This is a genomic window from Microcoleus sp. Pol14D4 (genome assembly GCF_036701245.1).
Taxonomy (GTDB): domain Bacteria; phylum Cyanobacteriota; class Cyanobacteriia; order Cyanobacteriales; family Microcoleaceae; genus Microcoleus.
Map to the genome: position 1 here is coordinate 1 of NZ_JAUBQM010000005.1, position 21,208 is coordinate 21,208.

Sequence of the window (21,208 nt, forward strand, 5' to 3'; positions counted from 1 at the left end):
TATAATGGAATTGCTCTTCGCTCCCAGATTAAGCTAACCATGAACAAATTAATACAGCCCCATTGACTGCGATCGATGGATCTTGATAAGCGAGTACCAACACGGCAATAAGTGGTCAACCAATAAGTAATTAATGGGAACCAAATTAATTCGATTGTTAAGTTCGGCAAATCTAAAAATCTTTGTAATTTACGTCGCCGACTTTCGGCTGTAATTAGACAGGGAAATACTCGGGAAAGCCGCTCTAATCTCACTTGTTTTTCTGATTGCATCAAGGAGAGCAAAATTGTCATCACCAAAAACTGAGATGGCGTCAGGTGTTTTTGTAAATGAGTCTGGTAGAATCTTGGTATCATTATTTTTTTGGATAGGCAAGCGTGTAACAACTCTGCTGCCTATCTTTTTTTACCACAAGTTGGCTCAATCCTTACTAACTATGGGTTTGGGGCGGGTCGTCACCCCCCCAGGGACTAAAGTCCTCACGACAAACCGCGACTCTTATCGGAAATGCGATCGCACTTTAGGATTGTTCGATCGGTTGTTCGATCGGCAATTCTATGATAAACTCTGCTCCGTGGCCGAGTGCAGACACGCAGCTAAGTTTACCACCGTGTTCTTGGACAACTTTGTAGGAAATTGACAAGCCTAAACCGGTGCCTTTGTCGGCGGGTTTGGTGGTAAAAAAAGCCTCGAATAACTGCTGGGAAACTTCTTCTGGCATACCGGGGCCGTTGTCAGAAATCCTAATTACAGCGTTGGAGTTTTGGACTTCTGTCCTAATTTTAATCTTGCTGCGGTTAGCTTTGACTTCGGCAACTGAACGCCCTTCATTGTATTCCTCGATCGCGTCGATCGCATTTCCGATCAAATTCATAAATACCTGATTGATTTTGCCGGCATAACACTCAACCAAAGGCAAATTTCCATAGTCCTTAATTACCGCAATTTCGGGATAGTTGCCTCTGGCTTTCAGGCGACTTTGCAGAATCAGCAACGTTCCTTCAATCCCTTCGTGCAGGTTAACTTTGCTCATTTGAGAATCGTCTTTGCGGGAGAAATTTCTGAGCGATCGCACGATTTCCCGAATGCGATCGGCCCCAACCTGCATCGAAGACATCGCTTTCGGCAAATCTTCTAACAGAAACTCTAATTCGATATCCTTAATTTTATTTTGAATTGCTGCAGGCGGCTGCGGGCAGTGCTGCTGGTACATATCGAGCAAATTCAGCAAATCTTCCGTATAGTGGCCGACGTGAACGAGATTGCCGCAAACGCTGCTAACGGGATTGTTAATTTCGTGAGCGACACCGGCTACCATTTGACCCAGAGTAGACATTTTCTCAGTGTGAATCAATTGAGCTTGAGTTTGCTGCAATTCGTGCAAAGTATTTTCGAGTTGAAGTTTTTGTTGGGTTAACTCGGTTTGCGATCGCCGCAAAGCTTCTTCACTGCGTTTCTGCTCGGAAATATCAGTAATTAACCCTTCCAAAGCTATCAATTCTCCGGACTCGGAAAACACTCCCAAACCTTGCTCCCAAACCCATTTTAATTCGCCATTTTTAGACGTAATTCGGTAATTTAGCTGATAGGGTCGATTTTCTTGCAACGCAACTTGTACGGCATTCCACAAATTCTCGCGATCGTCCGGGTGAGTCAGTTCCGAGAGAGAAATTTGCCGAGTGCCGATAAATTCTTCAGGAGAATAGCCGGCTAACTGATAGCAACCTTCGCTGACAAACTCCATACTGCGATCGGCATCGTTGCGAAAACGGTAGGCCATCCCCGGCAAATTGCTCATTAGCGTCGCCAGGGCCCGCTGGCTTTCCCGTAGGGCTTCTTCGGCGTGTTTGCGATCGGTAATATCCGTCATCACCGCCAGCATACAGAGTTCGCCGTCCAAATTAATCAACTCTGCTGACAGCAAACACACCACCACCGATCCCGACTTCATCCGAAACTCGCATTCCTGATTGCGAACAACACCTTGTTCGTGCAAACTTTGCCTAAAATCAAGTCGGTCTTGAGACCTTACCCAAATATTTAACCCCGGTACTGTATTGGAGGTCGTTTCTTCTAAAGCGTAACCAGTCATCAACAAAAAACTATCATTAACTTCAATAAAACGACCCTCTGCAAAAGTAGTAATAATCATCGGATCTGGACTTGAGCGAAAAGCCTTAGAAAACTTTTCTTCCGACAATCTCAACTTTTTAATAGCCTCTTCCAACTGACTTGTCCGCTCTTTAACCCGGCATTCCAGTACCTCATTAGCCTGCTTCAGGGCCTCCTCAGCCTGCACCCGATAAGTGATATCGCGCACCACGCCTTGCAGCCCTATTTTGCCGCCGATATCCATAGAAGTTAGCAGCACTTCCGCAGGAAACTCAGAACCATCCAAACGGCAGTGCCTCCAGTCAAAACGGCAATTTCCCGATCGCAGAGCCGTATTAATTCGCTCTTGAGAAAGACTCATAGAATCTTGTCCGTCCGGTTGCAACGGCGGGCTGAACTCCGAAGGATGCTTGCCGCAAAACTCCGACTCAGTGCTGCATCCAAATAACTTTAAAGTCGCCGGATTGCAATCCAAAAAACCCTCTTCGTCTAACAGCATTACCGCATCAGTCGTCGATTCGTACAAAGTGCGAAACTTTTTTTCCGATGCCTGCAAAGAAGCAATCAACTGCATCTTTTCTTCAGCCGCCCGCTTTTGTTCAGTAATATCCTGCATTACTTGAGAAAAGCCTTGCAACTTTCCCCTTTCATCGCGCAAAGGAGTAACAATAATATTCGCCCAAAATCGCGATCCGTCTTTGCGAAGCCGCCAGCCTTCATTTTCGTATCGACCTTCTGCCACCGCCCGGATTAATTTTTCTTTGTGCTTGCCGATTTCAAGATCTTCTTTAGTGAAAAAACACTCCGAATTATTGCCTACTATCTCATGAGCTCTGTATCCCAAAATGCGTTCTGCACCAGAATTCCAGCTAGCTACATACCCATCAGGATCTAACATAAATATAGCATAATCCTTAACGCCTTCAATTATTAAGCGCAGTCGTTCTTCGCTTTCTCGAAGTGCAGATTCTGCTTGCTTGCGCTGGGTGATATCTTCTACAAAACCTTCGTAGTAGAGCAATTTCCCTGCTTCATCGCAGACAGCCCGCGCATTCTCAGCAATCCAAATTATTGTTCCGTCCCGCCGATAAATCTGCGACTCAAAATCGGATACGATGCCCTGTTCTTGCAAAGCAGAAACAAACTGATCGCGGCGATCGGGATTGACGTAAAGCTGATCGCTAATATCAGTCAGACAGGTCATCAGTTCGGCAGCGGAATTGTATCCGTAGATGCGAGCCAAAGCTGGATTAGCGCTGATGTAGCGACCGGACTGGGTTGTTTGAAAAATACCCGACACAGCATTTTCAAACATACTATAATATTTTGCTTCCATTTGGTGCAGTGCCTCCGCGACATTCAGGCATTCTATCGCTTTATTTCCTAATTTTTGATTTCCCACTTGTCAATACCCTGCTCTTGTGTGTGAGTTGAATATTTTGGTCTACCGCCTGTTAAATTTGAGCCATTAGTTAGGCTAAAAGATGGTGTGTCGCAGCCGGAGACGAGTGTGTTTATTCATCTGTCCTACTGGGTTGTTAGTTGTTAGTAGTTGCTGCCGAAAGTTTAGCTGCTCCGGTATTTAGTTGAGGCTTGAGTGGCTGTTACGCTCGCATTGGCATATCGATCGGCCCGGGGTGCAGGTGTTCGAGCAAAACCCGCTCCTTGAAATCTTCCTGAATATATTAGCAGTTGAATACCCTGAAATAAGTTAGTAGCAAGGATGTTGTTACAATAAAAGGCAGCGACTTCTACAACGGCAAGAGCCTATTTTTAGGATTTGGGTGAGAGTGCGATCGACTCTTACCCTAGGCAACTAACCCGCCTGCAAGAGCTAAACGCTCGCTGTCCTTGCTGTCAGTCGATTTGAGATTTTAGATTAAAGAATTGACTCCACAGATGAATCTGGGGTTCTCCTAATGTCTAAAATTTTTGCTCTCCACAACTCCTGTCGGAAACTTTTATCGGTCTTTGGCTGCTCTGAGTTACTGTTAAGTATTATTGCTGATAGATAATACAGCAGACTGCTGGCAGTTGTACGATATGGAGTTTCTATGTAAAGTTGGCACAACAATAGGGTAATTGTTGTATCAAAAAATTCATATCCTGCTGCTGCGGGGGGAAAAATTCTGTAGCGGTGCTGGCATTTGGGCAAAAATCTGGGTCCGATCGCGCAAAATGTGGTCAGCCAGTCTGGTAAAATCCCGATCGATTCTCGGTTTTGCCGCAAAGCTCGATCGGGCTAAATTTGACTAGAACTAATAAATGACAGATTCTCCTCTCCTAGCAACGCCAGAGTTATCCCCAGCTTCAACCCAGGTGGCGGAATCTCCTGTGTGGCCAGTCCTCCTGCAACAACTATTAGACAGACAATCTCTCTCACGCGCCCAAGCAGCCGACTTGATGCAGGGATGGCTAGCAGAAGCTATTCCCCCCGTCCTCTCAGGAGCAATTTTAGCGGCCATCCAAGCCAAAGGCATCTCTGCACAAGAATTGGCAGGAATGGCTCAGGTATTGCATTCTCAGTCGCTTGCAGGCGAGTCGGAGAGCGTTTTCGATCCCAAATCCTCACTCTCCAATCTCAAATTAATTGATACTTGCGGCACCGGGGGCGACGGCGCTTCTACGTTTAACATTTCCACTGCTGTAGCTTTTGTGGCCGCCGCCGGCAAAGTTCGAGTCGCGAAACACGGAAATCGCTCCGCATCAAGCAAAGTGGGTTCTGCTGACGTGTTGGAAGCACTCGGAGTCAACCTCAACGCCGATCCCGCGAAGGTGAGATCTGCCGTAGACGCAGTAGGCATCACCTTTTTATTTGCGCCTGGGTGGCATCCGGCACTTAAGGCTGTAGCGTCGCTCCGGCGCACGTTGAAGGTGCGGACTGTTTTTAACCTTTTAGGGCCCCTTGTCAATCCGATGCGCCCTACAGGGCAGGTAATTGGGGTGTTCGATCCTAGTCTGGTATCAACTATTGCCCAAGCTTTGGGCGAGTTGGGAACTGAATTAGCTGTAGTCGTTCACGGCAGAGAAAAATTGGACGAGGCGGGTTTGGGTGATGTGACTGATTTGGCCTTTTTGTCGGATGGCAAAGTGGAACTCACTACTTTAGACCCGGAAAAGGTAGGATTGACACCAAGTGCGATCGGCTCATTAAAAGGCGGAAATGTTGAGGAAAACGCCGAGATTTTGCGGAACGTTTTGCAAGGCAAAGGTACGCCCGCACAAATGGATGTTGTAGCTTTGAATGCCTCTTTGGCTTTTCAGGTGGGAGGTGCAATTCCTATGGGTTCCCACGCCGCAGGAGTTTCTATGGCTAAGGACATTTTATTGAGCGGCGAATCTTGGTTGAAGTTGCAGCAGTTGATTGAGTTTTTGAAATGAAGTCAGTTGTCAGTTGGGAGTTGGCAGTTGGGAGTTGGCAGTTGGGAGTTAACAGTTGTTATATCATCTTCGGTCGATTGACCATAATTCCTGTAGGGACGGGTTCACCAGCAATAGTCGCCTAAAACCGACAATCTCAAAAACCCGCCCCGACTATGTATGATAGACGATCGCTCGGACATGATATTAGTTGTTAGTTGACCCGAAAGCAGTTGGTAGTTGTTAGGAAACCAGTTGCTACAAATAACCAGTAACCAATAACCAATAACAACTAACTGCTGACTTATTGTTAAGAGCGCGATCGAAATTCAATGACATCTTGCTTAATAGTCACATCTTTATTACCAAAAAAGTCGTGACCCAACAGTCCGATATCTAGGGATGGCGAGACTGCCACAACTACATTGTTAACTGCCAGACCACCTGCTTCAATAGAAGTCAAGCGACCGAGGGGAAAAGTAGCAACTCCGTTGGGAGTTTGTGCTTGCACTGTTCCCTGAAGAACAACGCCCAATGCTTTAGCCATTGCTGGTGTAATTACTGTGCCACTAGCTCCAGAATCTACCATCATCTCGAACTTTTGTTTGCCGTTAAACGTGACTTCTATGACGGGTATATTAGCCTCTCGGCGTTTGATTTTTGCCTGAAATACTCCCGACTTTGCCGCCGCCGAAGTGGTGGGAGTCAATTCTTTGGGGAGAAAACCGCAGACTGATTGGCTGAGGTTGATGGTTCGGCCTGACGAGCTCCTCATGAAGCATCCCTCACTTTCTTGAGCCACTGCTCGCGAGGAGTTGGCAACAGTCCCTACTAAAATTGAACTGCTCAGAGAAATAACCCCTGCTAAAACCAGTAAAGGTTGGTGCAGGTTGTTAGGGCTCAGAAGAGGCTTTTTTGAGTTTGAGAGTAAAGGCAAGGGAGATTTGCTGGGCATAGTTTGATTAAACGCTGTAGCTCGATCGTAACAGCGACAACTGCCTTTTGGTATAGATTTAGACTTTCGATCCTCATAAGCTGTTGGCAGATAAATTGCTGGCGCGGGGGGAGATGGAGAATTTGCACTTGTTGCAGCTTTTTGATTATCTGTTGCTTCTGCCTCCGGCATAAGTGCCTTGCTTTGCCGAACCCCTGCACAAATTCAAATAATATCTGTATATTGCCGACTAGCATCAAATCCCTGGCAGTGGTAAGAATGAAACCAAACGAAAGTAATTAAGGATGCCATGTCACTTTCAACTGCACAACCCGCTCTCCTAGTCCTGGCTGACGGTACTGCTTACCGCGGCTGGTCGTTTGGCGCTGACGCCACCGTCGTTGGCGAGGTAGTATTTAATACGGGAATGACGGGCTACCAAGAAGTATTGACAGATCCCAGCTATTGCGGTCAAATTGTAACTTTTACTTATCCAGAATTGGGCAATACCGGGGTAAATCTCGAAGACGAAGAATCCTCGCGCCCACAAATTCGGGGTGCGATCGCCCGGAACGTATGCAGCCGCCCCAGCAACTGGCGCTGCTCGCAATCTCTGCAAGACTACCTGAAACAGTACGATATCCCCGGCATTTACGGGATAGACACCCGCGCCCTCACGCGCAAAATTCGCACGGTGGGAGCGATCAACGGCGGCATTTCGACCACGATTCTCGACCAGGCGGAACTTTTGGAGCAAGTTCAAGATGCCCCCAGCATGGATGGGCTGAATCTAGTCCAGGAAGTCACCACTCGCGAGGTTTACGAGTGGTCTGAAGCCACGGACTCGGTTTGGGAGTTCAGTCCTACAGTCAAACCTGCTAAGGGCAAAATGTGGACGGTGGTAGCGCTAGACTTTGGGATCAAGCGCAACATCCTGCGGCGTCTGGCGAGTTACGGGTGTCGGGTAATTGTTGTCCCCGCTGACACGTCGCCGGAGGAAATCCTCAAATACAACCCGGATGGGATTTTTCTGTCCAACGGCCCCGGAGATCCGGCGGCGGTAACGGAAGGGATCGCTACTGCGAAAGCTTTGTTAAAGTCGGACAAACCCGTATTCGGCATCTGCATGGGACACCAAATTTTGGGACTTTCCTTGGGCGCAGAAACTTTTAAACTTAAGTTCGGCCATCGGGGATTGAATCATCCAGCGGGTTTAACTGAGCAAGTAGAAATTACTAGCCAAAATCACGGTTTTGCGATCGACCCCGATTCCCTAGCCCCCGAAGTAGAGATTACTCATCTCAATTTGAACGATCGCACCGTAGCCGGATTGAAGCATAAAACCCTGCCGCTGTTCTCAGTGCAGTACCACCCAGAAGCCAGTCCGGGCCCGCACGACGCCGATTATTTATTCGATCGATTCGTGCAGTCAATGCGAGACAATCAGAAAGTAGCCAGCAGTAAGTAGTCCTGAGTCAGCAGTCATTAGTCAGTAGTCATCAGAGGCTGTTTGTGTCGATCGCTTCTGACTAATAACTAATGACTAATGACTGCTGACTAAAAAACTGTAGACAAAAGACCAAAAAACTCCTATAATGAAGCCTCGACTTTAAGCCATATCTAGCTAGGAGGGTGTCATTCCTGAGTCATTGACCCTGACCGTTAGCCTCAGAGGCACTCGCGAAGTCAAGAATAACTATCAGTTATTTCGCCTGACTGGCCTGCTGGACGCTTTTTCTGAGGCAACTTTTCGGAAGGTAATAAGCAAATGTATTGACGAGGGCCCAAAACACGTAATTTTGGACTTGTCTCAGATAGACTTTGTGGATAGTTCAGGCTTGGGCGCACTTGTGCAACTTGTCAAAAAAGCCCAAACCTTGGAAGGGACATTGCAAATTGTCTCAAATCCCCGCGTAACTCAGACTGTTAAACTGGTTCGCTTAGAGAAATTTTTGTCTTTGCAGCCTTCGGTTGATGAGGCGGTAAAAAACGTCAAGGATGCTTGACGCCAAAGTGAATTAAATTAGCTATCCGGTTCTCAACGCTGGATAGCAAATTTTTATTTTTGTGTTGGTAAAACAATACCGATTTTCCCAGAAGCTGCGACACTCGCCAGCCGCTATTTCCCCGATGCTTAGAGTTTCGGTGGATGGGCAGTAAAATATGTGTGGCAAACACGCGGAAAAATGGTATAAGAAGTAGAGCATCCCGATGACTGTAAAAAGCCTTTTTTAGGAGTGCGATCGTCACGCCAACCTTTGCCTATATATCTCGCTTCGCGATCTGACAGCGAACACTCCTGGGAAAGCTATAATTGCTGAAGTAGCGAAAGACTCAATAAGTTAAGTGACTAGAAAAACCAAGCTGTGCGGAAGTTTTATTTAAAAAAGTATGTCGCCGATCGCAGATGACGGGCTCAAACTGAGTCTGACGGATATCAGTTTAAATCGAGTGCATCCTGCGAGGGCTACACCAGCAGAAATAGAAAGAATTTCGCCCGCAGCCTGGGCATATTTGGGAGATGCAGTGTACGAACTCTACGTTCGGAGTTCGTACTTAGTGCCACCCAAAAGATTGCAAGCTTATCACGAATTAGTGGTGGGGCAAGTACGAGCCGAAACTCAAGCGCGTCATTTGCGATCGCTCTCTCCTTACTTGAACAGTACAGAATTAGCAATTGTCAAGCGCGGCCGCAATGCTGCAGCGGGCCGTTCTAAGCGAGCAGATCCAGAGATATACCAACAAGCCAGCAGCTTAGAAACCTTGGTCGGATATTTGTATCTCACCGATCCCGAAAGATTGACTGAACTTCTGGCACTTTTAGATCTTGAGACTTAAAGGATGTAGCAGTTAAGAGTCGGGCATGGGGAGGGATTAATTAACCATCCTGGCACGGCTAACATAAAACCGCAAAAATCTCGATGGCAAAACAGGATTTATCAGTTATTAACTAGCTATTTGAACATAGCAAAATCCTTGCTCCCTCACTAGAATATCTAAAATCTAAAAGCCCAAAGATTGCTTCCTCACTCAAGAATCTCACATCTACAATCTACAACCGATTAGCCTTCAGCCAAAACGTTTTGACCACAAGAAACCAATGAGAAAATTTACCAGACCAAATTCCGACAGCAAGCCATTCAAAAGCGAAGGCCGCCGTCAGGACTCACAACCATCCTCTCCCCGCTTTGAACGCAAGCCCCGTCCCGACACTCGCGGAGTAGACGCGCCTCAAAAGCGATCGACCTTTGCCCCGCAATCGCGAGAAATGCCCGTGAGAGCAATTTTCAAACGGAGAGTTGATGCCGACGGCCAACCGGAGATTCGCAGAAATAATCATTTCAAAGACAGAGACAGCAGCCCGCAGGAATCCAGGGGCAATTATTACCAAGACAGAGACAGAGATAGCAGCCCGCAGCCGGCCCGTAACAATTTCCGAGACAGAGACAGAGATAGCAGCCCGCAGCCGGCCCGCAACAATTTCCGAGACAGAGACAGAGACAGAGACAGCAGCCCGCAGCCGGCCCGCAACAATTTCCGAGACAGAGACAGAGACAGAGACAGCAGCCCGCAGCCGGCCCGCAACAATTTCCGAGACAGAAACAGAGACAGCAGCCCGCAGGAATCCAGGGGCAATTATTACAAAGACAGAGACAAAGACAATAGCCCGCAGGAATTCCGGGGCAACCATTTCAGAGACAGAGACAAAGACAGAGACACTCGCCCTGTGGACACTGCCTCCAATACAGTCGTGCAACCAGACGCAGACACAGACGACATGATTTACGGCCGCCATGCGGTGCAAGCAGCTTTAGAAACAAACCAAGTCCTCAACCGGATCTGGGTTGTTCCCCACCTGCGCTACGATCCCCGCTTCCATAGCTTGCTAACCGAAGCCAAAGCCAACGGCAGCATCATTGACGAAGTTGACGATTTGCGCCTCGACTACATCACGCGCAAAGCAAACCACCAAGGCGTAGCCGCTCAAGTATCAGCCTACGAATACCTGGATTTGAGCGAACTGATCGCAAAGGCTAAGTCGGCTTGCGAAGATCCAGTAATTGTGGTAGCAGAAGGACTCAACGACCCGCACAATCTAGGGGCGATTATTCGCACCGCAGAAGCATTGGGATCTCAGGGCATGGTGATTCCACAGCGGCGGGCTGTTGGGATTACCTCGGCAGTGAGAAAAGTAGCAGCAGGGGCATTGGAAAGCCTGCCCGTGGCGAGGGTTGTCAATCTTAATCGGGCGCTGGAAGAACTCAAAGAGGCTGGATTTTGGATTTATGGCACTGCAGCAGGCGTCGGTCAATCTATAGAGACAGTCAAGTTCTCCGGGCCCACTGTTTTAGTGGTGGGTGGTGAAGCTGACGGTTTGAGCCTTTTGATACAGCGCGGATGTGACGGATTAGTTTCAATTCCTTTAAGGGGCCATACTCCTAGCCTGAATGTCTCGGTAGCAACGGGGATGGCTTTATACGAAATTTACCGCCAGCGCGGGCCCCAAAAGTTTCACGTACACGGATCGTAAAGGTGGTTGAAAAAAAGAGCACAACAGAGTAGCTTATTGTGAATGCCGCCCAGAATGGAGTGGCATCACACCTAGAGCAAGTAAGGATAGCCGATCGACTGTCGTTACTTGTTTAGGCGAAAGTAGAAGGGGCCTTGCCCCTAGGTTCAAACAGGAATTCGACACCCATCTATTTAAATATCACCTTTAAATAGTTTTGGATCGGTTCTTGGCAGCAGTTAGCCACGTGTAAATAACAAAAGCCTAGGCGTGTTCGCAGCACCCTGAAAACACCGTCAAATACATTAGAAAAGCAGATGAAAGAATTCTTGATTAGCTTGCTCAACTTTTTCGGATTGGCTTGGTGGGTTGAAGTTAAAACTTCAGCGCCGCGGTGCATTTACTATTTTGGCCCGTTCTTAACCGATGGCGAGGCGGAAGCTGCAAAAGCAGGATATGTAGAAGACATAGAAAATGAAGGGGCAGAAGGTGTTAGTGTTTCGATTCACCGCTGCAAACCACTTACTTTAACTGTTGCAGAAGATTTGGGAAAGCTTGGTGATGGAGGGCTCTGGCCGGTTTTGAGCGGTCAGTAGAAGCAGGGGGAATTTTAAGTTTTGAGATGGCTACGTTTCCCTCGCAACGCTGTGCGGTTTTGAGTTGTGAGTTGTTATAACTTCAAAACTCTTGAGTGTTGGGTAATAAATTACTTGTGACAAACTCAAAACTCAACACTCGCAATTGCCAACTGCTTCTGGGTGACTCTCAATCCAGCGATCGATGTCTGCGAGTACCCGATCGGGAATTTCCCAGGGGAACAAGTGGGCTGTATTGGGATAGCACTGCCACTGACAATCGTGGAGGTGGCGGGCGGTTTCTAAACTGGATGCTGAGGTGATGTGCCGATCGCCCTCTCCGGCCAACACCAAGCACGGACAATGAATGTCGCCGAGGTGCATCAGTCGATCGTATCCAGCCCTCAGAGCGGTATTTAACGCCTTGGTGGCCGTGTTGGAAGTCTTGAGGTAGGCGGGGGTACCTGCCTGTGCTAAGTAGCGGTAAGGGGTGGCTTTATGCTGCTGTATCAAGTAGCGAAAGAGCGATCGCCTAGCAAAAGTATCAATATTCCACTGCCAACCGGGTATCGCCCAATTGATAATTCCGGCTAAACCGGTGTAAAGGTTATCTTGCCAAGAGATGGGAGGATGGCTTCCTCGCGGTTTGGCTGCAGATGCAAGGAGAATCAAACCGGTGACTCGCTGGGGATATTTCATGGCTAATTCCAGCGCTAAAATCCCTCCCAAAGACCATCCGATCACCAAACACCGATCGACTCCTAATCTGTCTAATAGTGCTTCTAAATCGACCAGATGATCGGTCATTTCAAAGAAAGTTGAGGTGCGGCTGTTGCCGTATCCGCGCAAGTCAGGGGCAATAGTCTGGAACCGCTTTGATAGGTGTTGTGTGAATACCGACATACAATCGCCGGAACCTGGATGGCCGTGCAAGCAGAGAATTGGAAATCCTTTGCCTTTGACGGAAACACTGAGTTGTTGATGCGGCATTTTTTAAATGTTTGGGCGGTGCGTTCTCCCCCGCTATAAATTGCATATTCCAGCCGTTAAAAGCTGGGGTTTCGGACAATGTAATCGGCAATTTTAGAAATAGACTGGCGCATTGGTAGCTCGCCGCTGCGGCTGTCAATCACAGTAATCACATAAGCCTCGTCGTCAATGCTCATCGCTAAAGTTGTGCCGAGTACCAGGGAATTTTGGCCGGTTTTTTCGCCCAACCACTGAGCTTTAGTTCCTTGCAAGGCAGCAAATCCCAGAGCATGATCGTACTGGCGGTTGAGAGTTTCTATTAATAGTTTAGCACCGGGTGTTTCGCCGTTGTAAATTTGCACCATCATTTCGGTGAGTTCGTTAGCAGTCAGGCGGTTGCGACCAGAACCAGGGTTGGAGGGCATAATTCTTTCCCCCATTAATTTGAAGTTGACGCGGGTGACTTCGTAGCCGCTATTATCTAAATATTGATTGATGTAATCCGAACCCAAATAATCGATTAGTTGATTGGTGGCGATATTGCTGCTGCGATAGATCATTTCTTCTAACAGTAGCTTTAGCGGGTAATTGCGATTGGAGGTAATCTTTTCCGATGCGTCTTCGGTGAAATTACCGCGATTGACGAATACTTCCTGGTTCAGACTAATTTTTTCTTTTTCGACTTTTTGCATCAGGGCAACAGCAATCGGCAATTTAATTAAGCTGGCCGGACTGACAGGAGGCACATCGCCCCGGAGGTTTACGCATTCTCTAGAAAGGTTGCAAACACCGATCGAAGCTTCAGCCGACAAACCGCTTTCCCGGGCAAGCGCACCCAAAAAATCTGATTTTGCTTGCTGTACTTGAAAGGTTGCTGCGGTTAAATTTTCCCGGTATTCTTGAGTTTTTGAGGCAGTGAGCGAAGCTAAAAATGAATTTTGAGGAACTTCCTGCAAGTTGTTGAGTGCCTGATGCCATAAAAATTGAGTTTGCTGCGAAGATTCGATCGACTTATTTGGCTGCCGTTGAGTTTCTACAGCTCGGTTGGCTAAACGGACTGCTTGCTGTAAGTCGTCCTTAGCCCTCTGTTCTACTAATATTTGAGATTCCACCGCTTGCAACTGCTGTAGCAGTTGTTCTTGAGGATTGGCGGCAACAGGAACTAAGCGCGAGAGCAGGGTTGGTTCTGGGGAGGGAGAGGAGGGTTGTTCTAATTCGGTGATCAGCCGATCGCGAATTTTGTAGAGTTCGTCTAGCGAACGCGGGTTAGATGATTGAGAAAATGAACTTGCGATGGTTAACATCTGAACCAGTCCAATGCCGGCTACTACTGCCGCCATCTTGTTGGCGATCGACAAAAAACGCCTGATATCTCGCATATTTAACATCCTCAACACCACCACATTCAATATAAGCAGCTATTGTTACATCAGTCAAACAGTTTTAGATTTTAGATAAGAGAACAAATCTAAAATCTAAAATCTAAAATCTAAAATCTAAAATGGTTTTGATCGCGCTAATGTTGCAAAATATTACCAAAATAAAGGGAGCGATCGCACCAAAGCAATCAACCCCCTTTAAATATGGCGAACTATCTACTTTTTGCGCCGCCGTCGCCAGTCAGCACCCAACCGCTTGAGGTAATCCCAGCCGCGTTGGGGCCAGACATGATCGCTACCGATTTTTTCGGCAATCCAGCGAGCGACTTTGGGGCCTGTCCAGTCTCCGCCGTCGGGGGCAGGACCTTGCAGCGCTTGTCGCAGTTCTTCTTGCTGTTCAGGATTCAGCAAGGATTTCGCAGGAGGGGGCTGGCGGTCTCCGCTGCGATTTCTCACAGAGTTAGGCCCTTCTCGGTTGTAGCGCTGGACAATTTCTTTGGCGTAGTCATAGTTGAGGCCTACGACTTGGGCTGCTTGTTTGATAGTCCAATTTCGGGAAACTAAAAGCAGCAAGTGCCAGCGGCGCGACTCTGTGGTGTTTTGTGCCTGCCGGTAGCGAATTTTGAGTTCCTCTGCCGTCAGGTGGGATTCTAAGTGAGCTTTAGGTGGCATTCCTCCAACGGGGCATCGGGAACTTCTTACCATATATCTTTGGTTTTGGGGATAATTCCGGATGAAATTATTTTCCTGGGGATCGTTCGGACAAATAAGTAGCTTTTTTTACCCCAGATGCACGCAGCTAGTCGCACTTGAGGAAGGACTGCTGTTTTTTGCAGGTGCGCGCAACAAAAGACCTCGGCGTGGCGGTGAGCGTTTCAAGCTTTTTTGTCAACCCCAGATTTCTGACAGGCTTTTTGACCGAAAGCATCCAGGATACAAGCCCCGGATTCATCCGTGGAGAAATAAAAAATCTGTATCCGATGAAAATTGCTTCCCGAATTTATCTGTGGGGTGAAGGCTTCAATCTAAAATCTAAAATCTAAAATCTAAAATCGATTGACCTCTGGCACAAGGGGCGTGTATCGGAAAAGGTCGATCGCTATTTTCTTCGATCGCACAGCCCCCATTAATTCACTCGAATGACTGATAACTTTCAGTCATTTTTGACTGAAAAACTTTTCTTCATAATCTGACCCTAATTCTTAGGGTATCGACCCCCATCATCTAATCTTTTATTATCATATCTTTTTATTTCATTTTATGTACTTCGGGATTTACAGGAGGCGATAACTCTCCTAAATAATCAGCTTTAAATGCGATTATTTATGCTATGTTACAATAACTTAAATCTAATAATTATGTATGGGCAACAACTTTAATAGTCTGAATATTCCCTGGAATAAAGCAGTCATAATTTTGGATTAATTTATTTTTAATGCCATCGTTTTCAACCGTAATTCCTGGGTGGTGTCGAAGAGAAGCTGGGTTCTAATCTTTTATCATTTAGATTACATAATTGGGAATGACTGCTTTCCTAATGAGTGTGATGTTGCATACACATTCTTGGAGAGAAAACCTAATTATGTAGAGTCCGGATTGCCCACCTTACCCCTTACTCATATAATTCTCGCGTCCAACCACTTGTTGCATAAGTTTTGATACAGTTGCCTTCTTGGTTTGTTAAAAGATGAGGTAAAAAACTCGATCGCTATTTAGTGTTCGGTGGGATTTGGGCAATTTAATCAATTGTAGATAAAATGACCGATCGCGCGTTAGCGGAACCCTCTTCGAGGCTCGAACTTTCGCCACAAAAATAGCCGACTTTGCCTTCGGGCTGTAAGCAGGTACAATTGCCAGCTATATTAACTGTATTGTCTCAAAGTAGAAATGATAAAGGTACGAGCATGGCATCCATCCGCGAGTTGCACCGACAACTGGTCAATAAAGAACGCTCTGCTGTGGAAATTACTCAAGAAACATTAGACCGAATTACCCAGCTAGAGCCGAAGTTGAAAAGCTTTCTGTGCGTGACGGCAGACAGCGCATTGGCGCAGGCCCATAAAGTGGATGCCCAAATCGCAGCCGGAGAGCAAATTGGCCTATTGGCCGGCATCCCGATCGCCGTTAAAGATAATATGTGTACCGAGGGCGTTCCCACAACCTGCGCCTCTCGAATTTTGGAGAATTTTGTTCCTCCCTACGATGCCACTGTCGTCTCCAAACTCCAAGCAGCCGGTGCGGTGATTGTGGGTAAGGCGAATATGGACGAGTTTGCAATGGGGAGCTCGACAGAAACTTCTGCCTATCAAGTTACCGCGAATCCTTGGGACTTGGAGCGCGTGCCCGGAGGGTCTTCTGGCGGTTCTGCCGCAGCGGTAGCCGCCGAAGAATGTGTCGTGAGTTTGGGTTCGGATACAGGCGGCTCAATCCGCCAACCTGCTGCTTTTTGCGGTTTGGTGGGGCTGAAACCGACTTATGGATTGGTTTCTCGCTACGGTTTGGTCGCCTATGCTTCTTCTCTCGATCAAATCGGGCCCTTTGGCCGGACTGTTGAGGATGCGGCGATTTTGTTGGGGGCGATCGCGGGTTACGATCCGAGAGATTCCACGAGTCTGAATGTTCCAATTCCTGACTATGCCCAAGCTTTGAGACCCAGTTTGCGACCGAAGGGTCAGATTAGAATTGGTGTAATTAAAGAAACTTTTGGTGTAGGGCTGGACTCGGGGGTTAAAGAAGCGGTTACTAAGGCGATCGAACAATTTCAACAATTGGGAGCAGAAATTCAAGTAATTTCTTGTCCTCGGTTCCGCTACGGTTTGCCCACTTACTATATCATTGCTCCCTCGGAAGCTTCGGCGAATTTGGCGCGATATGATGGAGTCAAGTACGGTTTCCGGTCTCCAGACCCCGATAATCTTTTGGATATGTATGCCAAAACTCGCTCTCAAGGGTTCGGTGCAGAAGTTAAACGCCGGATTGCGATCGGCACTTACGTACTCTCGGCTGGATATTACGATGCCTATTATCTAAAAGCTCAAAAAGTTCGGACTTTGATTAAAGAAGACTTTGAAAAAGCTTTTTCTCAAGTTGATGTTTTAGTCTGTCCCACTGCTCCTACTACCGCATTTAAAGCAGGCGAAAAATTCAATGACCCCCTGAGTATGTATTTGTCAGATTTGATGACTATTCCCGTGAATCTTGCTGGTTTGCCAGCTTTGAGTTTGCCCTGCGGATTTGATGATAAAGGACTGCCAGTGGGTATACAACTGATTGGTAATGTTTTGCAAGAATCTCGGTTGTTTCAAGTAGCTCACGCTTACGAACAGTCTACGAATTGGCACTTATACCACCCGGAATTGGATTAATTTTTGAAAATCGGCGGAATGCTGCGGCGGAAGTTAGTAATCGATCTTGGCTAATTGTCTGAATTAATCATTTGCCATTAGCTTTTGAGCGATCTCTAATTTCCCGCGTGCTCTATCTATGAACAAGTTGCTAGTATTCCTTTTGTCTAAATCGCTAATAGCTTTTGGGATAGTTTTGGCCGTTGCTTATTCTGCTGCTTGTGTATTCCTATTTGTAGCACAAGGTAAGTTTATCTTTTTTCCCGCGCGGGCGATCGAAACTACGCCAGATGATTTTCAGTTGAAATATCAAGATGTCTGGTTGCCAATTCCAACTAAAACAGGCGCGGTGAACAGCGTGCACGGGTGGTGGATTCCTGCCTCGGGAAATCCCCCCAGCCCCCCCTTAGCAAGGGGTGGAGCAAGAAAGGGGGAGTCATTTCTGGCTACCCCCCAAAGTGACAAACGGGCCATCGCTACGGTTCCCGCCCTTAATAAGGGATTAGGGGGGGTAGTTTTGTACCTGCACGGCAATGCTTCAAATGTGGGAGCAAATGTCGAACACGCTTATCGATTTCATCGATTAGGTTTGTCGGTATTTGTGATGGATTATCGCGGTTATGGAAAAAGCCAGGGCGATTTTCCGAGTGAATCTCAGGTTTATGAGGATGCTCAACTTGCTTGGGATTATTTGGTGAAACAGCGGGGGATTAACCCGAATCAAATTTATCTCTACGGTCATTCTTTGGGAGGCGCGATCGCGATCGATCTAGCCGTGCGTCACCCGGAGGCGGCGGGGTTAATCGTAGAAGGCTCTTTTACTTCGACGCGGGCGATGGTTAATTTCCAAAAAGGGCTGTTTTGGATGTTTCCGATAGATTTGTTGCTGACACAGCGGTTTGATTCTCTTTCAAAAGTCGCTCGCCTGCAAATGCCCGTGCTTTTTATTCACGGGACTGCTGACCATGTAGTTCCAGTCGAAATGAGCAAAAAAATGTTTGAGGCAGCACCTGAGCCCAAACAGTTGTACATAGTTCCTGATGGAGGTCACACTAATGTGGCACAGATCGGGGGCGCAGAATATCTGCAAATACTGAGCCAATTTTTAGGTTCTTCAAAGTAGATAAAAGCTATTGGCGGTAACAGGTTTAGTTTAATATCTGTACCGCCTGCTCGCACTTCTGACAGTACATATCTGAAGCGGAGCAATTAGGGCGATTATACCGTTTAGTAAAATCTTAATACATTCAGCCACCAGTCATTCAAAGCATAGCAGTAATTGCAGTAATTGTTCGTGCTTATCGCTTGTTCTTTCTTAACTTCGCAGCCTCGCCGAGATATTTTTCTGTTCGGCATCCGGGCCCCGCAGAGATTGGCATCTGTGAGATTAGCTTTGTTCAATCTCGCATCCCTCAAGTCGGCAGATCTAAGGTCTGCACCGCTGAGATTTGCACCGCTTAAATCGGCTTCTTGGAGGTCTGCACCGCTGAGATTTGCACCGCTTAAATCGGCAGTTCTCAGGTCAGTTCTACTTAGTTTAGCGGCGCTCAAATTACTGCATTTTAAATTAGCCAACTGGAGGGATGCGTCTCGCAGAAAACTCTCGCTGAGGTTGGCATTTTCTAAGTTGGCTCCCCTGATGTCTGCCCTGCTCAGGTCGGCTTTGCGGAGGTCGGCGTCAGCTAAAAAGGCGTTTCTCATGTTGGCGTTGTTTAAATTAGCTTCCATTAAGTCAGCCGCAGTCAAGTCGGCATCAACTAAGTCGGCCCTGCTGAGAGTGGCGCGGCTCAAGGAAGCGCCAAACAAATCTGCACGGCTCAAGGAAGCGCCAAATAAGTCGCATCCGGGACATCCTCTGGTTTCTAGCAGCCGCTTGACTAGAGACAGATTTTGAGCTTCTAAGGGAAGTGCGGCGCAAAATGGGAGTAGCATTATAGCTGCCGTCAGAATTTTCTGTTTAATTTTGGTCATAGTCTGGGTAAGTCCTGTAACTGCCTTTCATCACCGATTTGTCTGCTGGACTTACGCGCGGGGGACCAAAAACCCGGTTTCCTCGTTAATTCCTGGCGGCCAAACCCAATATTCTGAGCAGAAACTGGGTTGTTTGCGTAAGTCCTAGTCTAGTGGATGGACGCGACTCAACGGTGTAAGGTTCGTAGGCGTAAGCCGGGCCGTAGCCATCGCGCTCACGCATATTACTTACGCGTTGGGGATGGAAGCCCGCACATCAAGGCTCCCTTGCAGCGAACGCCGATCGGCCGAAGGCGCTAAATGCCTGGGATTCTGGAGCTTGCGACGGCTGCGACAAGTGGCAGACTCGGACAACGGATAAGTATTTGTAAGCGATGCAGTTGGATTTTGCTGCCGAGGGCGATCGTTCTCCGTACAGGCGATAGGTAAATAAGCCAATTGGCTTAGAGTCTTAAGACATATTGCTGATGCGCTGCCTTCTCTAAAAAAGATAGCATTTTTGTACGATCCCCGAAATAATACCGAGCCAGCAAGTATAAAAAAAGTACCAAATGTCTCGGCGGGTGGGAAAATAGGGTACAGCTAATACTTTCAGACGAGGAAAATAGATGTCTAACAGCATAGATCAACTTGCAGAAGGCGGCAGGGGGATCAAACTCATGTGGCAGATTGCAGACGAGCTCAGTTACACCCGGACTCTCGACAATCGAAATTGTTTGTCGCTGAGTAAAACTTACGAAGTAGAAGGTCGCAATCGATCCCAAAATATAAAAAAAGCTAGCGTTTTAGATGGGTTAATGAATTTATTAAACACCTGGGATTGGCAGAATGAAACAGAGCAGGAAGAAGAGCTGCATGAAACTTGTGTTCAACATATTAGCCTGCAAGTCAAAACAGATGTCAATGCTTTAACTCAAGTTTTGTTGTGGTTTGAACTATTGTTGAAAGATTTATCGCTCCCCAATGAAGTTTGGTGGAACTTACAGTTGGCGTTGGCTGAAGGTTTCACTAATGCAGTTCGCCACGCTCACAAAAATCTGCCAGCAGAAACTCCTGTTCAACTGGAAATTAGGGTGTTCAACGGACGGTTGGAACTCAAAGTTTGGGATTGTGGCCCGTGTTTTGATTTCGATGCTAAGCTGAAAGAAATTCTGGCAGCAGATAGAAATAACGGCTTGGATTTAGAGGTTTTGAACGATGCTTGCTTGATGCCTAGCAGACAGAAAACTTTGGAACCGTCTCTATTTCTGATTGCTGGGTAGCGTGGGAGTGAGGGACAAGTAACAACTGGCACGGTAAAAAATGTGTTATGGTAAAAACGGTGTTAGGGGAAAAGTTACGGGTTTTGTCTCCGCGTGGGTAAGGGGGTTTTGAATACTGCCAACCTGCTGCGGATTGGGCTAAGAGCTATGGTCTTGGGTAATTCTATAGCGGTTTGATAGAAACGGGTGCATCTGTCTAATTAAATATTAAAAACTCAACATTAAAAGTTAAAAATTATTCACACTAATTTTTGATGTTTTAATTTATCATAGTATCTGGTCGCTCACCAATTACTAATGATTTCCAAAGAAACTTTATTTGTTCTGTCTCTATTTCCTTACTTGGGATTTCTCTGGTTTTTGACTCGATCGGGAAAAACGCCCCGTTTAGCTCTGATGGGATTTTACGGCACTCTCGTTTTTGTAGCGGTGACTATTCCCGCCGCAATTTACGCAAAAGTTGCCTACAACGAGTCACTAGCAAATGTCGATTGGCTGCACGGTTCTGCGGAACTATTCTTAACACTTGCCAATATTTTATTAGTTTTAGGCTTTAGAGAAGCAGTGATTAAAGCCAAAGCATCCTCACAGAAGGGTGGCGAGGAGCCAGAGGGTCTTTTAGATGGGGGAGAATAGCCGAGCTCATCTCAGTTTTGCATTTACTCTCCGCATAAATGCTCCAGAATAGCCGTAGTTAACAGTTAATTAACTGTTGACATACCAGTTTGTGAGCCGCCAACCGGCAAAATTTTAGGAAAGCATTAGAATATATGGAAACTCACATCAAGCACT

The 21,208-nt window shown here is 47.0% G+C and carries 19 protein-coding genes and 1 pseudogene; 12 read left to right on the plus strand and 8 right to left on the minus strand.

What is annotated here, in order from left to right:
- A pseudogene (locus QUA33_RS03865) lies at positions 1-356 on the minus strand (IS4 family transposase); the annotation flags it as partial.
- Between the two features lie 164 nt (positions 357-520).
- Positions 521-3,514 carry a PAS domain S-box protein gene (locus tag QUA33_RS03870; RefSeq protein ID WP_333146627.1) on the minus strand — a complete coding sequence of 998 codons (2,994 nt, stop codon included), beginning with the start codon at positions 3,512-3,514 and terminating at the stop codon, positions 521-523.
- A 680-nt stretch (positions 3,515-4,194) separates the two neighbouring features.
- Between QUA33_RS03870 and QUA33_RS03875 the strand changes: the two genes are divergently transcribed.
- From QUA33_RS03875 to QUA33_RS03885, 3 genes are read left to right on the plus strand one after another with little or no spacing between them, the layout of a single operon-like run.
- The gene (locus QUA33_RS03875; protein WP_333146629.1) at positions 4,195-4,368 is read left to right on the plus strand and encodes a hypothetical protein; all 174 of its coding nucleotides are present in this window, start codon (positions 4,195-4,197) and stop codon (positions 4,366-4,368) included.
- A 9-nt stretch (positions 4,369-4,377) separates the two neighbouring features.
- Complete coding sequence (gene trpD, locus QUA33_RS03880; protein ID WP_333146631.1) at positions 4,378-5,493, plus strand: anthranilate phosphoribosyltransferase; 1,116 nt, start codon at positions 4,378-4,380, stop codon at positions 5,491-5,493.
- Positions 5,490-5,618 (plus strand): hypothetical protein, encoded by a 129-nt coding sequence (locus QUA33_RS03885; protein ID WP_333146633.1) that lies wholly within the window; start codon positions 5,490-5,492, stop codon positions 5,616-5,618. Before trpD ends, QUA33_RS03885 begins: the two co-directional genes overlap by 4 nt.
- 164 nt (positions 5,619-5,782) lie before the next feature.
- Here QUA33_RS03885 and QUA33_RS03890 read toward each other — a convergent pair whose 3' ends face one another.
- Positions 5,783-6,598 carry a retropepsin-like aspartic protease gene (locus QUA33_RS03890; RefSeq protein WP_333146635.1) on the minus strand — a complete coding sequence of 272 codons (816 nt, stop codon included), beginning with the start codon at positions 6,596-6,598 and terminating at the stop codon, positions 5,783-5,785.
- 118 nt (positions 6,599-6,716) lie between these two features.
- On the opposite strand from QUA33_RS03890, the gene carA reads away from it, so the two are divergent.
- From carA to QUA33_RS03915, 5 genes are all read left to right on the plus strand, one after another.
- Positions 6,717-7,874, plus strand: a complete 1,158-nt coding sequence (gene carA / locus QUA33_RS03895; RefSeq protein WP_333146637.1) for a glutamine-hydrolyzing carbamoyl-phosphate synthase small subunit — start codon at positions 6,717-6,719, stop codon at positions 7,872-7,874.
- Positions 7,875-8,055: 181 nt separating this feature from the next.
- Positions 8,056-8,412 carry an STAS domain-containing protein gene (locus tag QUA33_RS03900; protein ID WP_333037230.1) on the plus strand — a complete coding sequence of 119 codons (357 nt, stop codon included), beginning with the start codon at positions 8,056-8,058 and terminating at the stop codon, positions 8,410-8,412.
- A gap of 385 nt (positions 8,413-8,797) precedes the next feature.
- Positions 8,798-9,244 (plus strand): Mini-ribonuclease 3, encoded by a 447-nt coding sequence (locus QUA33_RS03905; protein ID WP_190662113.1) that lies wholly within the window; start codon positions 8,798-8,800, stop codon positions 9,242-9,244.
- 262 nt (positions 9,245-9,506) lie between these two features.
- The gene (gene rlmB / locus QUA33_RS03910; protein WP_333146639.1) at positions 9,507-10,937 is read left to right on the plus strand and encodes a 23S rRNA (guanosine(2251)-2'-O)-methyltransferase RlmB; all 1,431 of its coding nucleotides are present in this window, start codon (positions 9,507-9,509) and stop codon (positions 10,935-10,937) included.
- A 296-nt stretch (positions 10,938-11,233) separates the two neighbouring features.
- A complete protein-coding gene (locus tag QUA33_RS03915; protein WP_333082740.1) occupies positions 11,234-11,512 on the plus strand; it encodes a DUF1816 domain-containing protein in 279 nt (92 codons plus the stop codon).
- 132 nt (positions 11,513-11,644) lie between these two features.
- On the opposite strand, the gene QUA33_RS03920 is transcribed toward QUA33_RS03915, so the two are convergent.
- The 3 genes from QUA33_RS03920 to QUA33_RS03930 form a co-directional block, all read right to left on the minus strand.
- A complete protein-coding gene (locus QUA33_RS03920; RefSeq protein ID WP_333094856.1) occupies positions 11,645-12,481 on the minus strand; it encodes an alpha/beta hydrolase in 837 nt (278 codons plus the stop codon).
- Positions 12,482-12,537: 56 nt separating this feature from the next.
- Positions 12,538-13,839: a serine hydrolase gene (locus QUA33_RS03925; RefSeq protein WP_333146641.1), complete on the minus strand. Its 1,302-nt coding sequence runs from the start codon at positions 13,837-13,839 to the stop codon at positions 12,538-12,540.
- A gap of 216 nt (positions 13,840-14,055) precedes the next feature.
- The gene (locus QUA33_RS03930; RefSeq protein WP_039886916.1) at positions 14,056-14,511 is read right to left on the minus strand and encodes a helix-turn-helix domain-containing protein; all 456 of its coding nucleotides are present in this window, start codon (positions 14,509-14,511) and stop codon (positions 14,056-14,058) included.
- Positions 14,512-15,743: 1,232 nt separating this feature from the next.
- Here QUA33_RS03930 and gatA point away from each other — a divergent pair.
- Positions 15,744-17,204, plus strand: coding sequence for an Asp-tRNA(Asn)/Glu-tRNA(Gln) amidotransferase subunit GatA (gatA, locus tag QUA33_RS03935; protein ID WP_333146816.1), 1,461 nt, complete (start codon positions 15,744-15,746; stop codon positions 17,202-17,204).
- Positions 17,205-17,322: 118 nt separating this feature from the next.
- Positions 17,323-18,306 (plus strand): alpha/beta fold hydrolase, encoded by a 984-nt coding sequence (locus QUA33_RS03940; protein ID WP_333146643.1) that lies wholly within the window; start codon positions 17,323-17,325, stop codon positions 18,304-18,306.
- A 104-nt stretch (positions 18,307-18,410) separates the two neighbouring features.
- Here the strand turns inward: QUA33_RS03940 and QUA33_RS03945 are convergent, their stop codons facing one another.
- A complete protein-coding gene (locus tag QUA33_RS03945; protein ID WP_333146645.1) occupies positions 18,411-19,154 on the minus strand; it encodes a pentapeptide repeat-containing protein in 744 nt (247 codons plus the stop codon).
- Positions 19,155-19,382: 228 nt separating this feature from the next.
- On the minus strand, positions 19,383-19,592 hold the full coding sequence (locus QUA33_RS03950; protein WP_333146647.1) for a hypothetical protein: 210 nt from the start codon (positions 19,590-19,592) through the stop codon (positions 19,383-19,385).
- Between the two features lie 170 nt (positions 19,593-19,762).
- Between QUA33_RS03950 and QUA33_RS03955 the strand changes: the two genes are divergently transcribed.
- Entirely contained in the window at positions 19,763-20,416 is a 654-nt protein-coding gene (locus QUA33_RS03955; protein WP_333146649.1) for an ATP-binding protein, read from the plus strand.
- Between the two features lie 297 nt (positions 20,417-20,713).
- A complete protein-coding gene (locus tag QUA33_RS03960; RefSeq protein ID WP_333146651.1) occupies positions 20,714-21,052 on the plus strand; it encodes a DUF3593 domain-containing protein in 339 nt (112 codons plus the stop codon).
- Positions 21,053-21,208 lie beyond the last annotated feature (156 nt).

Excerpts from the sequence above, each read along its gene's own strand:
- trpD (WP_333146631.1), top strand. The coding sequence starts at position 4,378 with ATGACAGATTCTCCTCTCCTAGCAACGCCAGAGTTATCCCCAGCTTCA.
- QUA33_RS03885 (WP_333146633.1), top strand. The coding sequence starts at position 5,490 with ATGAAGTCAGTTGTCAGTTGGGAGTTGGCAGTTGGGAGTTGGCAGTTG.
- QUA33_RS03890 (WP_333146635.1), bottom strand. The coding sequence starts at position 6,598 with ATGCCGGAGGCAGAAGCAACAGATAATCAAAAAGCTGCAACAAGTGCA.
- carA (WP_333146637.1), top strand. The coding sequence starts at position 6,717 with ATGTCACTTTCAACTGCACAACCCGCTCTCCTAGTCCTGGCTGACGGT.
- QUA33_RS03905 (WP_190662113.1), top strand. The coding sequence starts at position 8,798 with ATGTCGCCGATCGCAGATGACGGGCTCAAACTGAGTCTGACGGATATC.
- rlmB (WP_333146639.1), top strand. The coding sequence starts at position 9,507 with ATGAGAAAATTTACCAGACCAAATTCCGACAGCAAGCCATTCAAAAGC.
- QUA33_RS03915 (WP_333082740.1), top strand. The coding sequence starts at position 11,234 with ATGAAAGAATTCTTGATTAGCTTGCTCAACTTTTTCGGATTGGCTTGG.
- QUA33_RS03920 (WP_333094856.1), bottom strand. The coding sequence starts at position 12,481 with ATGCCGCATCAACAACTCAGTGTTTCCGTCAAAGGCAAAGGATTTCCA.
- QUA33_RS03925 (WP_333146641.1), bottom strand. The coding sequence starts at position 13,839 with ATGCGAGATATCAGGCGTTTTTTGTCGATCGCCAACAAGATGGCGGCA.
- QUA33_RS03930 (WP_039886916.1), bottom strand. The coding sequence starts at position 14,511 with ATGCCACCTAAAGCTCACTTAGAATCCCACCTGACGGCAGAGGAACTC.
- gatA (WP_333146816.1), top strand. The coding sequence starts at position 15,744 with ATGGCATCCATCCGCGAGTTGCACCGACAACTGGTCAATAAAGAACGC.
- QUA33_RS03940 (WP_333146643.1), top strand. The coding sequence starts at position 17,323 with ATGAACAAGTTGCTAGTATTCCTTTTGTCTAAATCGCTAATAGCTTTT.
- QUA33_RS03945 (WP_333146645.1), bottom strand. The coding sequence starts at position 19,154 with ATGACCAAAATTAAACAGAAAATTCTGACGGCAGCTATAATGCTACTC.
- QUA33_RS03955 (WP_333146649.1), top strand. The coding sequence starts at position 19,763 with ATGTCTAACAGCATAGATCAACTTGCAGAAGGCGGCAGGGGGATCAAA.
- QUA33_RS03960 (WP_333146651.1), top strand. The coding sequence starts at position 20,714 with ATGATTTCCAAAGAAACTTTATTTGTTCTGTCTCTATTTCCTTACTTG.